General features: G+C 41.6%; 16 protein-coding genes and 1 pseudogene. 6 read left to right on the top strand and 11 right to left on the bottom strand.

The features are described from left to right. The first annotated feature begins 159 nt into the window (after positions 1-159). From B0X70_RS20100 to B0X70_RS20115, 4 genes are all read left to right on the top strand, one after another. Positions 160-483 carry a type II toxin-antitoxin system RelE/ParE family toxin gene (locus B0X70_RS20100; RefSeq protein WP_217470238.1) on the top strand — a complete coding sequence of 108 codons (324 nt, stop codon included), beginning with the start codon at positions 160-162 and terminating at the stop codon, positions 481-483. 46 nt (positions 484-529) lie between these two features. Next, positions 530-826: a NadS family protein gene (gene nadS, locus B0X70_RS20105; RefSeq protein WP_113044380.1), complete on the top strand. Its 297-nt coding sequence runs from the start codon at positions 530-532 to the stop codon at positions 824-826. A gap of 423 nt (positions 827-1249) precedes the next feature. Further along, positions 1250-1471, top strand: a complete 222-nt coding sequence (locus tag B0X70_RS20110; RefSeq protein ID WP_217470239.1) for a hypothetical protein — start codon at positions 1250-1252, stop codon at positions 1469-1471. Positions 1472-1480: 9 nt separating this feature from the next. Further along, positions 1481-1750, top strand: coding sequence for a helix-turn-helix domain-containing protein (locus tag B0X70_RS20115; protein ID WP_065390442.1), 270 nt, complete (start codon positions 1481-1483; stop codon positions 1748-1750). A gap of 368 nt (positions 1751-2118) precedes the next feature. Here B0X70_RS20115 and B0X70_RS20120 read toward each other — a convergent pair whose 3' ends face one another. The 7 genes and pseudogenes from B0X70_RS20120 to idi all read right to left on the bottom strand — a co-directional run bounded on the left by B0X70_RS20120 (position 2119) and on the right by idi (position 6168). Next, positions 2119-2529: a type II toxin-antitoxin system HicB family antitoxin gene (locus tag B0X70_RS20120; RefSeq protein ID WP_036808644.1), complete on the bottom strand. Its 411-nt coding sequence runs from the start codon at positions 2527-2529 to the stop codon at positions 2119-2121. 104 nt (positions 2530-2633) lie between these two features. After that, positions 2634-2756, bottom strand: coding sequence for an mRNA interferase (locus B0X70_RS20125; RefSeq protein WP_071647067.1), 123 nt, complete (start codon positions 2754-2756; stop codon positions 2634-2636). A 119-nt stretch (positions 2757-2875) separates the two neighbouring features. Then, positions 2876-3468, bottom strand: a pseudogene (locus B0X70_RS20130) (hypothetical protein); the annotation flags it as partial. Positions 3469-3614: 146 nt separating this feature from the next. Further along, positions 3615-3686: a damage-inducible type I toxin DinQ gene (gene dinQ / locus B0X70_RS26015; RefSeq protein WP_369293964.1), complete on the bottom strand. Its 72-nt coding sequence runs from the start codon at positions 3684-3686 to the stop codon at positions 3615-3617. 466 nt (positions 3687-4152) lie between these two features. After that, on the bottom strand, positions 4153-4317 hold the full coding sequence (locus tag B0X70_RS20135) for a hypothetical protein (RefSeq protein ID WP_162473447.1): 165 nt from the start codon (positions 4315-4317) through the stop codon (positions 4153-4155). Positions 4318-4552: 235 nt separating this feature from the next. Further along, a complete protein-coding gene (locus B0X70_RS20140) occupies positions 4553-5497 on the bottom strand; it encodes an SAM-dependent methyltransferase (protein WP_036808642.1) in 945 nt (314 codons plus the stop codon). Positions 5498-5634: 137 nt separating this feature from the next. Beyond that, positions 5635-6168 carry an isopentenyl-diphosphate Delta-isomerase gene (gene idi, locus B0X70_RS20145; RefSeq protein ID WP_217470240.1) on the bottom strand — a complete coding sequence of 178 codons (534 nt, stop codon included), beginning with the start codon at positions 6166-6168 and terminating at the stop codon, positions 5635-5637. 563 nt (positions 6169-6731) lie between these two features. On the opposite strand from idi, the gene B0X70_RS20150 reads away from it, so the two are divergent. Continuing rightward, positions 6732-7667, top strand: a complete 936-nt coding sequence (locus B0X70_RS20150) for a VirK/YbjX family protein (protein WP_036808636.1) — start codon at positions 6732-6734, stop codon at positions 7665-7667. 53 nt (positions 7668-7720) lie between these two features. Here the strand turns inward: B0X70_RS20150 and B0X70_RS20155 are convergent, their stop codons facing one another. Then, on the bottom strand, positions 7721-8320 hold the full coding sequence (locus B0X70_RS20155) for a GNAT family N-acetyltransferase (protein ID WP_036808631.1): 600 nt from the start codon (positions 8318-8320) through the stop codon (positions 7721-7723). A gap of 309 nt (positions 8321-8629) precedes the next feature. Continuing rightward, positions 8630-8779 carry a hypothetical protein gene (locus B0X70_RS20160; protein WP_157297560.1) on the bottom strand — a complete coding sequence of 50 codons (150 nt, stop codon included), beginning with the start codon at positions 8777-8779 and terminating at the stop codon, positions 8630-8632. Between the two features lie 82 nt (positions 8780-8861). Between B0X70_RS20160 and B0X70_RS20165 the strand changes: the two genes are divergently transcribed. Beyond that, positions 8862-10883, top strand: coding sequence for an oxidoreductase (locus B0X70_RS20165; RefSeq protein ID WP_217470241.1), 2022 nt, complete (start codon positions 8862-8864; stop codon positions 10881-10883). A gap of 124 nt (positions 10884-11007) precedes the next feature. On the opposite strand, the gene sstT is transcribed toward B0X70_RS20165, so the two are convergent. Together sstT and B0X70_RS20175 are read right to left on the bottom strand one after the other, a co-directional pair. Further along, complete coding sequence (gene sstT / locus B0X70_RS20170; protein WP_036808629.1) at positions 11008-12255, bottom strand: serine/threonine transporter SstT; 1248 nt, start codon at positions 12253-12255, stop codon at positions 11008-11010. Positions 12256-12544: 289 nt separating this feature from the next. Further along, entirely contained in the window at positions 12545-13507 is a 963-nt protein-coding gene (locus B0X70_RS20175) for a TerC family protein (RefSeq protein WP_105399312.1), read from the bottom strand. Positions 13508-13537: the final 30 nt, after the last annotated feature.

The following is a 13537-nucleotide window of genomic DNA, read 5'->3' on the forward strand; positions in this document are numbered from 1 at the left end:
AGGTTTTGAGTCCTCATGCGACAAACGATAATGAATTGCTATCAGGAGGTCAACTACAATTTTCCATATGCATTAAGATCTAGTCTCCAGTACGATTTGATCTTGAATATCGTACCATGTACGAATACCATATTTCCATAATAGGCAAGGATGTTTCTTATGGAATATCTGGTTTTTATCGAAACTCCCGTATTTAGTAGGGAACGAGCAGAACTGTCAACCGATGATGAATTTAGGCTATTACAGGAGCACTTACTAAAGAATCACGAACAGGGTAGTACCATCAGCGCTACTGGAGGATGTAAAAAGATTCGCTGGCAGCGAGAAAGAGTAAGAAAACGTGGCAGAGTAAGAATTATCTACTATGCCATAACCAAAACTGGAAGGCTCTACCTCCTTTTGATTTACCCTAAAAATAAAAAAGATGACTTAACTCCAAAAGAAAAAGAGGTACTTAAAGCCATCAGTAGCAAATTACAGTAATCGACACCGCGCAGATACGCGGCAATGTTCATACAACGGAGAGACTATGGACAAAAAACTTTTTAACGATCTGGTTGAAAGCATGAATCAGATGGTAGCAATTGAAAAAGGCGAACTTTCTGTTTCCGATGAAAATATCCATTACCATCGCCTGCCTGATGTAAAAAACTTACGTGAAACCTTTGGCTTAAAACAAAGTGAATTTGCCGAAGCTGTTGGCGTTTCTGCATCTCTAATTCAAAGCTGGGAACAGCACCGCCGCATTCCTTCTGGTTCATCACTGAAACTACTTAAGATGCTTGAACGTAATCCTGCGCTCATTAATGAATTAAGCACACTTTAATACTTTCACTTTCTCCTTGTCGTAATGCAAAAGGAGAAAATAATTTCAGTTCTGTATATCCTGTAAAGCCGCGCTCTATCTGATTTCTATGATAAAGCACGGCTTTCCTTCGTGATTTTATTTTTTACGTAAAATATAATTTTTCCTTTAATATCATTATATTGGGATTTTCTCCGTGATCCGCTTTTGATCCAAAAACTGAAATTTTCTGAAAATCTTTTCAATCATTTCAGTTTACGGCTTCTCTCGCACTGCCAATGCTGGCGCAGTCTGGCTATATGCTTCGTAGGATTTTAAAACTGAAAAAATTTTTTGATCCAAAGCGTGCAGGCGGGTGCGGTGTAGTGCCGTTTTCACCATAAGTTCATTTATTTCGTCATAAGCGCAGCGAGACAAACCATCACTAAGGTATTTATTTGATTCTTGAGTCAGATAATACAATCGGTTAAAGCAGTGTTGTCATTGGCAAAATCCAGTGACCAAGGTTTTGCAGCCTTGCGTTCATGGACGCTGGTAAGAAGTTTTTACCAGTGCGCCTGCTATCGCCCCTCTATGGCGGTTCAGGCAGGGGAGGCTATGCCTCGCCGGAATGGTTACTCTCCGGTACTGCGAACCCTGTTTGAACCGCCACCATCAAAGAGGTAAGCAAGGAATATGAAAAAAGACTGGCATACCGCCGATATTATCGCAGCGATACGCAAGAAGAATAAAACGCTGGCATCATTATCCAGAGAGCACGGTTTAAGTTCTTCAACATTAGCAAATGCTTTAACGCGCCCCTGGCCTAAAGGGGAATTACTGATTGCTCAGGAAATTGGTGTTACACCTGCTGAGATATGGCCCAGTCGGTATTTTGACGAAAATAAGCAACCTATCAAACGAATCATCCGAAATGATTTACCAAACAATTCTGATATCACATAAGTTATTTCTATATCCGAAAAAGTAACGACAACTTTTAAATCACTAAGCTAATATAACACGCTGAATTATCAGTTTTTTATTACACTTATTGCCCATTCTTTTAATATCAGAATTGTATTCATAGCTCTATGAAGATGTAAAACAGCCCGCATATTTTGCGGGCGAGATAATGAATCAATTATGTGTTTCAGACCATCAGAACACGAACCCGTAGCGCTGATTGATACCGCATTATTAACCTAGTACGCGCATTATTAACCTGGTACGTATTGGTTTGATTGATAACAGTGCTGTGTGCATCTGGTTGCAGTTTATCAGGATATAAAAAAGGCCACGTATTAACGCAGCCTGTTAATTAATGGTGATTTTCATTCAATGGACAAAGTTAACTGATGTCCGATAGCCGATGCGACCTTACCCACCGTATCAATTTTAGTTGAGTGCCGTAAATCAAAGATACGGGTCACTTCCTGCTTTTTCACCCCCATACGGTTGGCTAATTCAATTTGCGTTAATTTGGAATCAAGAAACGCATTGAGCATAAGCACCTTAGAGGCCACACTTAAGGGCACATCAACATAATCCTGCCCTACGGGGCCAGGAAGCGGGATCTTTTCATTATCTTCGAAGTAAAATTCAAAGGCGGTTATTAGCGCATCGAGTGCCATCTCTAGCGCCTCTTCCCGTGTATCCCCCTGGGTTAAAGCTTCGGGGATATCCGGGAACGAGACGAAATAACCGCCCTCTTCTACTGGCTCTAGTGTGACTGGATATCGCATATTTTTAATGGTGAACCTGTGCGAAAACCCGCCCCTTGCGAGGCGGGTTTTTATCACAATCCTAATTGCTTAATGATTGCTTTCCTCAGCGGCTCTTTGATCTCTTAGCTAGGGTGTCTCGGCATAATGCTTCGTTTCCCCTGATATCTCAGTTTCAGATGGTTTGTCCCATTTGAAACTTCGACGCCTTGAGCTTCCAGCCACCGTCTAAACTCGCTTTGCTTCACCACTCCTCCATTCTGTTGAACATACAAACACAGTAAACATTTATGCTTACCATATCAACATTTTTGTTTACCATATAGAAAAGGTAAAAATAAACCTTACCGAAGAGAGGCCAATCAATCTAGCCAATCACAGGCGAATATTTCTGTTTCAGCCCATCCGATTTATAGGCCGTGTTCTTTATCGCACTGGCGTTCTCTGGCGTGCCTGTGTTGTGATGCGTATGCGCGGCAGCCAGTTCTGCCAGTTCCTTAACCACATCCAGCGTCTCTAACATCAATTGCATAACATTGATTTGCTGGCTGCCCACCCAAACCACGGGCCGATGATTTCTTGCCTGGCACCGGCGATGCTCTGCTTAAGCAGGCCAATTTTCTCTATCAGCTTTTGTCCGACTTCAACATTGGCCTCTTTCCCTACACTGGCAACGAAATTTGATGAGGTCGCCATACTATAGTCACCGTCTGCAATTTGCTGGACAGCGCCTGCCAATAGCATAGACGTGCCCAAAACCGTGGTTTTATCCGTGGCCTGTATCGTGGTTTCCCGTGCGACTACAGTACGTGTTTCCGTGTCTGTCCTGACTTCACGGTGCATGGACGATTCATTAATGGTCTGGTCAGTCTGACGAATCCAATTCCCTTCCTGAGTTACCCTCTGCGAGACTTCCGACCGCTGCTGCCGCCGCAGTTGTTCGCCTTGCTTGAGCACTGGTTCAAGTCCAGTAGGGATTACCAAATTTAAGCTGTTAGATCAGTATATTGGGCGACTTAAACAAGAGTGGCTTGCTTGATCAAAGGCGGTAAATGTTAAAGGCCACCGGGAGGTTACCCCGATGGCCTTAGCTACGTTTCCGTTATCTATTTCAGAAATGCACGGATCAGCTCTAAAAGCGCGATTAACGCTTTGAGAACGATGATAGCAGTGTCAATAAATGCTTTCACCCGTTTGCTCCAGTTAGGAGCACGATTTAACCAGCCATTGCCTTTACGCTGCCTGTCCGGCTGACTTCCATCAAGTCAGTTAAGGAATATCGCACTCTGACCGAGGCACTGAAGCAGCACCACCTGTTCTTCAGCCAGGACTTACGAAAACTTGCGTCAGAGATACACAGGCCAGAACGCTACCCAAAACTAACAGCCGTTGATTATAGGTTTATTTTCAGATGATTCAATCAATTAAAATGGTGAGTTGGTAAAAACAAAAAAACCAACTGGTGAGGTTGGCTTTTTTGTTTTTACCCATACAGGGCGCGGGCATCTTTTGTGCTATTACCGAGATTGGTAGCCTCAGTCCTAGCGCGATATTCCTTAACTGACATAACTAGTCTAATGCCTACAGCATAAAATATCAACCTAGGGTGCAGAGTAAAAAAACCTCACATAAATGGAATGATATTTACCCAATCACAGGAGAATACTTCTGTTTCAGCTCATCCGATTTACAAGCCGTGTTCTTTATCGCACTGGCGTTCTCCGGCATGCCTGTATTATGGTACGTATGCGCGGCTGTCAGTTCAGCCAATTCCTTAACCACATCCAGCATCTCTAACATCAAGATCATGACACTGATTCACTGACTTCCTACCCAAACCACAGGTGTATAAGGCCCAAAAACCGAAATTTATTGGAAATTTTTCAGTTGGAGATTTCTATCGCGCCATCAATGCTGGCGCGATCTAATCAAGCTACTCCGTAAAAAAGGGACCATAGATTTTATTTCTAACAGTCAGTGACAACAAAACAGCAACAAAGGTTTTAGCAGCCCCACTCTTCAACTAAGAAAACAAAGCTACTTGCTATGGTTTTTGTGCGATAACGCTATAAACCGACACATAGTTTTTCACCAGCGCGATCGAAAAATTTTCAGCCATCACACGCAGCTCCTCCAAAGTACCACTCACACCTTCAGGAAAGTTCCGTTCGATGTTAGCCTTGATATCCAGAAACCAATGCGCTGTATCAATATTGGACGGCAACACCCTCATATCCTTGATAAGGAAACCACTTTTCTCCAGCACTTGTCTGAAATAGGCAGGTGTTTTACGATTACAACAGGCAAGGCGATCGATGATGTCAGGAATATCCGATTTATAGCTATCCAGTTCCACATTATAGAGGTTGTCAGAAATAATTACCCGACCACCAACCCGCACACGTTTGAACAGCGCATTCATGGCTTTCTCATATAATGAGTTAGGAAAATGCGAAATAACACCACGGATAATCACCAAGTCATAAAGTTCCTGTGGGTCAGGCAACAAATCAATATCCTGTGCATTACACAGATACAGATTAATACGCTCAGCCAATCCATGTTCTGCATGAAACTTAGCACAATACCTCAACTGTTGATCGCTGATATTCACTCCGTCCAAGCACGCGCATTCAGGAAAATATTCAGCCAAATATTTCAGGATATAACCCCACCCACAACCGATATCCAGTATTCGCCGAACCGCTGGCCTCTCGATCCTTGCCTCTAAACCAGCTAACAGCAGTTGACGATCAAAATAACGAATACCTGCTTCACCCAACGAAATAGGTGGCCTTGAGGCAGGATCATCGTAAACACCAGACTGGAATAACAGCGTATCACCAATCGCTTTACGCCAGCGTTCAGGATCTTCGCAATAAGCCTGTACCACTTTGTTTTCGTAGTCGTTGGTGTTTTCCCCCCGAATGATGTGATAAGGCGGAGCAGACTCAACATCCGTGTAAAACACATTATTAAAGCTACTCATGAGGTTTTCCTTATTAAATGGTTTTAAAGGGGTGTCGCAACCTTATTTGTCAGGATTTGCGGCGTATTAGTAAATTTTAATTAAATATTCATATCTAATTAATTTAATGCCGTGATTACCGATAAATTACATTACTATCAGATCAGTCTTTGCCACTCCTCAATATTTTGATACGAAAGGCCATCAATGATTTTTTTGAACCACACCGTATACACATCAGGAGCATTATTAATTAACTCCCTCAATTTCAATGGATTAACCCATTTGTAATCGGACACCTCATCAGGATTAATTATTGGTTCTTTATCAAAGCGCCCGATAAAAACATGATCATATTCATATTCAATCAAATCATTAGGTAGTATCGCGTGATAAATAAATGACGAAACCTTTTTCAATGGACAGTCAAAACCCATCTCTTCTCCAAGACGCCGGTGCGCAGCGGCTCCCAGAACTTCACCAACCCTAGGGTGACCACAACAGCTATTAGTCCAAAGTCCGGCTGAATGATATTTGGTTGCTGCTCGCTTCTGTAGGAGTAAATTTCCTTTATTATCAAAAATAAAGATAGAAAAGGCCCGATGCAACATATCCTTCTGGTGAATATCAGTTTTTCCCGCCGAACCAATGGGATTGTCATATTTATCAACAAGAACAAGTATTTCATCCATTATTAATAGCCTTTGTGTGTATTGAATAACATAGAATCAAAAACTTTAATTAACAATAAAACATAATCCATATTCTGCAAGTGCCAAATTAACTTTATAAGAATAAGAAATTCATCATGAAAATATGACACACATCATAAAATAAAAATATCTCATCCATTCCGTTTTGATATTAACGAAAAAAAAACAAATTAATATAATAATTATTAATATTTTAATTAAACGGATTCAAAAAAGAATATATTCATTATTTACCATTAATACTCACCTACTAAATTTGTGACAGATCATAACCACGGGTACCACACCAAAGTTATAACTGTTTTTCTCATCTTTTTGGATGTGCTTTTACAACAAAAAAACATCACTGAAAACTAAACGAATAATAAACAAAAAAGAAAAAATCCCCCTGAAAACTAAACATTCACTAAACAACTGTTGATTTTTTATCTTAAAAAAACATAAATACACATCCGTTGAAGTTTTGTTTAATACCAAAGGAGTATACTCAGCCTTCTCAATGTCTTCTTCCCTACCAGTATTTTTTAGAACTAGATAAAGAAATGGAATATATGTATCAACCTGCCAGCTCAGGAATTCGACTGTTCACAGATTTAGTCGGAAAAAAAATCAGCCCAAGCCCCCATTGGTATTCGGCCCAGAATCGCACTAAATTTGCTTTACGCAGCGCTCTGATGCCAATAGCGACGTTAAAACTACTAAACCAGATAGTTAATACACCGTTCTATCTGGATATTTTGAAGAAACAACCTTGTTTACCTTCTAAACTGCATCGCCCTTATCTCAGTATTAACTTCAATAGAGGGCAGACGTTACGTGCAATAAATGAACATTACCAGCTATTATTTACTGGTTTGAACCAGTCTATTGTTAATAAAATATTTCGTTCCAATGCATATCCATTAGCGGTTATCAATGGTAAGAGTGGAGCTTATACTATTTTTTTAGATTCTATGGACTGTTTTAATAAAGAAGGTGAGCTTACTCTATTTATTGCAACAGAAGATAATAAAACTTTGGCGAGATGTGCTTTCACATTACTCACTATTGCCGGTAAAAAAACACTGTTCATCGGTGGGCTGCAAGGCTCCAAAGGCGATGCAACCCTTGAGATTATCCGCGATGCAACAAAAGATTGTTATGGATTATTTCCAAAACGCTTACTGATTGAATCTATTTGCCGCTTTGCTGCCCACTTTAAATGTCAGCAAATTCTGGCAGCCAGCAACGATACCCATATCTATAAAAGCCTACGCTATTGGCATAAAAAGAAAGATAAATTAGTCGCTGATTACGATTCTTTCTGGGAATCACTGGGTGGAGCAAAGGTAAAAAATAAAGATTTCCATCTGCCATTATCTATTGAAAGAAAACCTCTTGAAGATATAGCCAGTAAAAAGCGGGCGGAATATCGTCGCCGTTATCAATTACTAGATGAACTGGACAATGGCATGCTGCATTCCCTACTTTCAAATTAAATCAGATATCAGGCCGCTCCCTTTCACAGGACGGCCTAATTTTGCGATGACTCTTACCTCGGTTTAACCATCTGCCATTCAAGATGCATTTTAACCGCAGGCCATTCACAACTGATAATACTGTAAACACAAGTATCCCTGATACTGCCATCTTTAGATACAGCATGACTACGCAAAATCCCATCAAGTTTTGCGCCCAGTCGCTCTATCGCCTTCCGACTCTGATGATTAAAAAAATGAGTGCGAAACTCCACTGCGATACATCCCAGTTCTTCAAAAGCGTACTTCAATAAGAGATATTTTGCTTCCGTATTAATATGTGTCCGCTGAACAGAACGTGCATACCAGGTATAACCGATTTCCAACCGGCGGGCACCAGAATCAATATTCATATACGTGGTCATTCCAACCGCTTTACCTGTTCGATGATCAACAATAGCAAAAGGCAGCATAGTACCTTTTTCATGTAGCAATAAATGGCGTTCAATCTCGTTACCTAGCTCAGCTGGCGAAGGGACACTGGTGTACCACAATTTATGCAGTTCACCCTCTTCGATTGCCTGTAAAAACTCATCATGCCGTTGGTGTGTCAGAGGTTCTAAAGTCACCCCTTTTCCCGCCAAAGTTACCCATTCAATCATCTGTTTTTTCATAATAACCACCGAGTTATAAATTAAGTCAGAATAGAGGAGTTCACCCTATTCCGGAGTCAAAACCGGAATTAAGTTAATATATGGAAAATCAATTCCCTATTAAAGCAAAACCCGCACTTTTAACATCTCTGATGACTCTCATATCATTCAGAAAAAAATACTAAAATTGGGTAAACAAATCGCCTAGCTGAATTAGTCATATTCTTGCCGTGTAAAAATACAAAGCCACGCTACGGACTCTCCGGGAAAGTGAACGACTGAAATCGATTATGGCCTATATTGTAGGCTGGTTAACCTTTCCTGTACGAATCAATCAACAAGGAGTACATCAATAACGTTTACATTCAGATTTTTTTCACTAACTTTATGAAAGAACCTGATTTCATGACCTTCATCACATTCATTTAACATTTTTTTCCCAATTAACCTTATTCCATCTAAATTTGAACCATTACTCATCCGACCACCTGGAGTTTTGTCCCGTGGTTTAGGACACAATAATAATCTGGTTATGATTGACAAACACCCGACGGAGATTGCAATGAGCCATTATCCTCACCTGTTGACCCCTCTAGACCTAGGGTTCACCACACTGAAAAACCGCATTTTGATGGGATCAATGCACACTGGGCTAGAGGAACATCCCGATCGCGCTCAGAGGCTTGCCCGCTTTTACGCTGAACGAGCAGCCGGAGGCGTGGCATTGATTGTCACCGGAGGAATTTCACCAAATAAACAAGGTGTTATAGGAAAAGGCACTGCATTTCTGGTAGATGAAAAAGACCTTATTCACCATAAAGTTATTACAGATGCAGTTCATCAGGCTGGTGGAAAAATTGCCATGCAAATCTTACATACCGGCCGTTACAGCTATCAACCACACCTTGTCGCCCCCACCGCTATTCAAGCACCGATTAATCCATTCATGCCTCGTGAAATGACAGAAGAGGACATCCAGCAAACCATTGCCGATTTCGCTCACTGCGCACAACTGGCACAACAAGCAGGTTATGATGGCGTAGAAATCATGGGTTCTGAAGGTTATCTGATTAACCAGTTCCTGACTACCCGTACCAACCACCGCAAAGATAAATGGGGCGGAAGTTTTGAAAATCGAATGCGCTTTGCCGTGGAGGTTGTTAAAGCTGTCCGCCAAGCAACTGGACGAGAATTTATTCTAATCTACCGGCTTTCAATGCTGGATTTAGTAGAAGAGGGATCTAATTGGCAGGAAATCGAGCAACTCGCTGTTGCCATTGAGCAAGCGGGAGCATCTATTATCAATACCGGTATCGGCTGGCATGAGGCTCGGATTCCAACAATTGCCACTATGGTTCCTCGTGCTGGATTCAGTTGGGTAACGCAAAAACTAATGGGAAAAGTTTCTATCCCGCTGATCACAACAAACAGAATTAATGATCCCAACATTGCAGAGCAAGTGCTAGCACAAGGTTGTGCCGATATGGTTTCTATGGCGCGACCTTTTCTGGCCGATGCTGAATTTGTTATGAAAGCCCAGCAAGGACGAGCCGATGAGATTAACACTTGTATTGGTTGTAATCAGGCCTGTCTGGATCAGATTTTTGTCGGTGAAATAGCCTCTTGTTTAGTTAATCCCCGCGCCTGCCACGAAACAGAAATGGCCGCCGAACCTGTTACTATGCCTAAAAAATTGGCGGTTGTCGGCGCCGGACCTGCCGGATTGTCATTCGCCGTGACCGCTGCCAGTCGTGGCCATCATGTCACTCTGTTTGAACGTGACGGACAGGTTGGCGGACAATTTAATATTGCCAAACAGATCCCTGGTAAAGAAGAATTTCATGAAACACTGCGTTATTTTCAACGTCAGTTAGCAATCCATCATGTTGATGTACGGTTGAACCAGACCGCAACAACAGAAGCGCTTTCCGATTTTGATGAGGTGATTATCGCCAGCGGCATTGCGCCTCGCCAACTCACTATCGAGGGTATCCATCACGAAAAGGTACTGAGCTACCTAGATGTATTAAGGGATAAGAAAAATGTCGGTCAACGTGTAGCTATCATTGGCGCAGGCGGCATCGGCTTTGATACCGCAGAATATCTGAGTCAACCAGGAAAAAGTTCTAGCCTTGATAGTACCGCTTTCAGTGAAGAGTGGGGTATTGACCATAATTTGACTCACCGTGGTGGCTTATCCCCTCAAGGCCCCAAACCAGAAGCTTCTCCCCGGAAAATTTATTTATTGCAACGTAAGCCGACAAAGGTTGGTGAAGGACTAGGTAAAACAACAGGTTGGATACACAGAACCAATCTACACCTGCGCGGCGTAAAAATGCTAAACAACATGCAATATTTAAAAATAGATGATCAAGGGCTACATATTAGTTGCAATGGGGAACAGAGCTGTCTTGCCGTAGATAACATCATCATTTGTGCAGGGCAAGAGCCACTGAGAGAATTGTATCAACCGTTACAGCAAGCAGGAAAAACTGTGCATCTTATTGGTGGGGCAGATGTTGCTGCCGAATTGGATGCTCGACGGGCTATCGATCAAGGTACTCGGTTGGGTCTTAAAATTTGATGATAAATAATAGCGGTCACAGACAAGTCGTAAAAACAAAGTAAATCCTCAAGCCGCGCCATTCCTGGCGCGGACATTTTACTCGCTCTTACCTAATTTTTCAAAACCTAAATACTTTAATCAATTAATTACGTTGAGTTAGCTGATCCGATGACAGACGGTCATCCTCAGCCTGACAAACAGCGGCAGTGAACAATACATCGGTAGAAGAGTTCAGACTCGTTTCCGCGGAATCTTGTAATACACCAATGATCAAACCGACTGCGACAACCTGCATAGCCATCTCATTGGAAATCCCAAACATGCTACACGCTAAAGGGATCAACAATAATGATCCTCCTGCCACACCAGAAGCACCACAGGCACAAATTGCAGCAACCACACTCAGTAGAAATGCTGTAGGCAAATCAACCGATATACCTAGCGTATTGACCGCGGCTAAAGTCAATACCGTAATAGTCACCGCAGCGCCCTCCATATTGATGGTAGCTCCCAACGGGATAGAAACTGAATAAGTATCTTCATGCAGATTCATACGGCGGCACATCGCCATATTCACCGGAATATTTGCAGCCGAACTGCGAGTAAAAAATGCAGTTACGCCGCTTTCACGCAGGCAAGCAAATACCAGCGGATAAGGATTACGACGAATTTTCCAGTAAACAATCAATGGATTTACAATGAGCGCCATAACCAACATACAACCCAGTAATACAACCAGCAATTGAACATATCCCAGTAAGGCACCAAATCCCGTTTCTGCAATGGTTGAAGACACCAGACCAAAAATACCAATCGGTGCAAGACGAATGACCACCCGAACAATCTGAGTAACCGCCTCAGACATATCATGAATTAGAGATTTAGTTGAATCCGTTGCATGGCGCAGTGCGATCCCAAGACCAATAGCCCAAGCAAGAATACCGATATAATTACCGTTCAGTAACGCGTTTACTGGATTAGCGACAATATTAACCAGTAACCCTTTAATCACCTCCATAATGTTTTCAGGCGGAGACATCTGAGCATCATTGACAGCTAGCACCAGCTGTAACGGGAACATAAAGCTACCGGCCACAGCAACCAAAGCAGCAAAAAAAGTACCCAAGACATAGAGGATAAGGATCGGACGAATATTGGTTTTCTGGCCTTCTTTATGGTTAGCAATAGAAGACATAACCAGAATCCATACCAATACAGGGGCTACCGCTTTCAAGGCGCCAACAAACAACGTCCCAAGCAAACTGACTGATTTGGCAACCGAAGGCGTCAACCACGCTAACAGTATCCCTGCAATTAAACCTACCAAAATTTGTTTAACCAGGCTCCCTTGTACAAGGTAATACACGAAGCCACGTTTTTGTTTTTCCATAGCTAATCCATTTTATTAACAGTTCTGTTAAGCCTATATTTTTGTGTTTGTTTCCTCAGTATAGGGAAACCAAGAGTAGTGAAAAGCTGCGATAGTTAAAATATACAACCTCGCCAGCACTTATTAACAATACATTCACATTTGTGTGATCAAAACGGCAATTTACACATTTACAAAACACAATTATTTATTTTTATGTTTAATCATTTCGCAGCAATTTAAGACAAAAAGAAACCATATCTTCCCATTCAAGAAAGATATGGTTATCTGTTAAAAAATAGTTATCTAATTACTGGATCTCTTTAGTTTTATACTTATTTACCCAAACATTAATAATCATTGTTATTATCAAAATACTCGCTACAGTTCCCAAGGAAACCCCCATAGGAATATGATAAAAATCCATTATTAGCATCTTAATACCGATAAATACCAGAATGACTGATAAACCATATTTCAGCATTGTAAATTTCTCTGCCACACCCGCCAGTAAAAAATACATTGCACGTAATCCTAAAATAGCGAAAAGATTAGAGGTTAAAACAATAAAAGGATCTGTCGTCACAGCAAAAATAGCAGGAATACTGTCTACAGCAAAAATAACGTCACTAATTTCAACCAAAATCAGAACCAGGATTAGTGGAGTCGCATATAACAAACCTTTTTCTTCCACAAAGAAACGTTCTCCGTGAAGATTATCAGTGATGCGAATATGCGCTTTTAACCAACGGACAAAGGGTTTATCGCCTATCGGGGAGTCATCCTCTTTCGCCAACGCCATCTTAACGCCGGTAACCAGCAGAAAGATGCCGAACAGATAGAGTATCCAGCTGAACTGAGAAACCAGCCAGCTCCCTGCAAAGATCATCACGGTACGCAGCACAATTGCGCCTAAGACACCGTAAATGAGTACCCGACGTTGCAAATTTGCCGGAATAGCAAAATAACTAAATAACATCAGCCAAACAAACACATTATCAACAGCAAGTGCTTTCTCAAGTAAATACCCTGTCAGGAAAGCCATCGTCTGACTGTTGGCAACAGCTTCCCCTGCGGTTTCTTTGCAATACCACCATAATCCTAATGCAAATAAGAGCGATAAACTTATCCAGATCACACTCCAGACAGCAGCTTGACGAAATGACATTGCCTGCTCTTTCTTACGCCCCTGTAAGGATAGATCCAGCAGTAACATAATCGTAATTAAGACAGCAAAACTTCCCCATAAAAGAGGGCTACCCACAGAGTTCATTTTCTTTCTCTCACAAACAAAAACGGCTGA

This window comes from Photorhabdus akhurstii (assembly GCF_019090985.1).
Classification (GTDB): domain Bacteria; phylum Pseudomonadota; class Gammaproteobacteria; order Enterobacterales; family Enterobacteriaceae; genus Photorhabdus; species Photorhabdus akhurstii.

What these genes read in the sequence shown, in the direction of transcription:
- B0X70_RS20100 (WP_217470238.1), top strand. Translation starts at nt 160, where the DNA reads ATGGAATATCTGGTTTTTATCGAAACTCCCGTATTTAGTAGGGAACGA.
- B0X70_RS20115 (WP_065390442.1), top strand. Translation starts at nt 1,481, where the DNA reads ATGAAAAAAGACTGGCATACCGCCGATATTATCGCAGCGATACGCAAG.
- idi (WP_217470240.1), bottom strand. Translation starts at nt 6,168, where the DNA reads ATGGATGAAATACTTGTTCTTGTTGATAAATATGACAATCCCATTGGT.
- B0X70_RS20160 (WP_157297560.1), bottom strand. Translation starts at nt 8,779, where the DNA reads ATGAGTAATGGTTCAAATTTAGATGGAATAAGGTTAATTGGGAAAAAA.
- B0X70_RS20120 (WP_036808644.1), bottom strand. Translation starts at nt 2,529, where the DNA reads ATGCGATATCCAGTCACACTAGAGCCAGTAGAAGAGGGCGGTTATTTC.
- B0X70_RS20175 (WP_105399312.1), bottom strand. Translation starts at nt 13,507, where the DNA reads ATGAACTCTGTGGGTAGCCCTCTTTTATGGGGAAGTTTTGCTGTCTTA.
- B0X70_RS20150 (WP_036808636.1), top strand. Translation starts at nt 6,732, where the DNA reads ATGGAATATATGTATCAACCTGCCAGCTCAGGAATTCGACTGTTCACA.
- B0X70_RS20165 (WP_217470241.1), top strand. Translation starts at nt 8,862, where the DNA reads ATGAGCCATTATCCTCACCTGTTGACCCCTCTAGACCTAGGGTTCACC.
- nadS (WP_113044380.1), top strand. Translation starts at nt 530, where the DNA reads ATGGACAAAAAACTTTTTAACGATCTGGTTGAAAGCATGAATCAGATG.
- B0X70_RS20140 (WP_036808642.1), bottom strand. Translation starts at nt 5,497, where the DNA reads ATGAGTAGCTTTAATAATGTGTTTTACACGGATGTTGAGTCTGCTCCG.
- sstT (WP_036808629.1), bottom strand. Translation starts at nt 12,255, where the DNA reads ATGGAAAAACAAAAACGTGGCTTCGTGTATTACCTTGTACAAGGGAGC.
- B0X70_RS20155 (WP_036808631.1), bottom strand. Translation starts at nt 8,320, where the DNA reads ATGAAAAAACAGATGATTGAATGGGTAACTTTGGCGGGAAAAGGGGTG.
- B0X70_RS20135 (WP_162473447.1), bottom strand. Translation starts at nt 4,317, where the DNA reads ATGATCTTGATGTTAGAGATGCTGGATGTGGTTAAGGAATTGGCTGAA.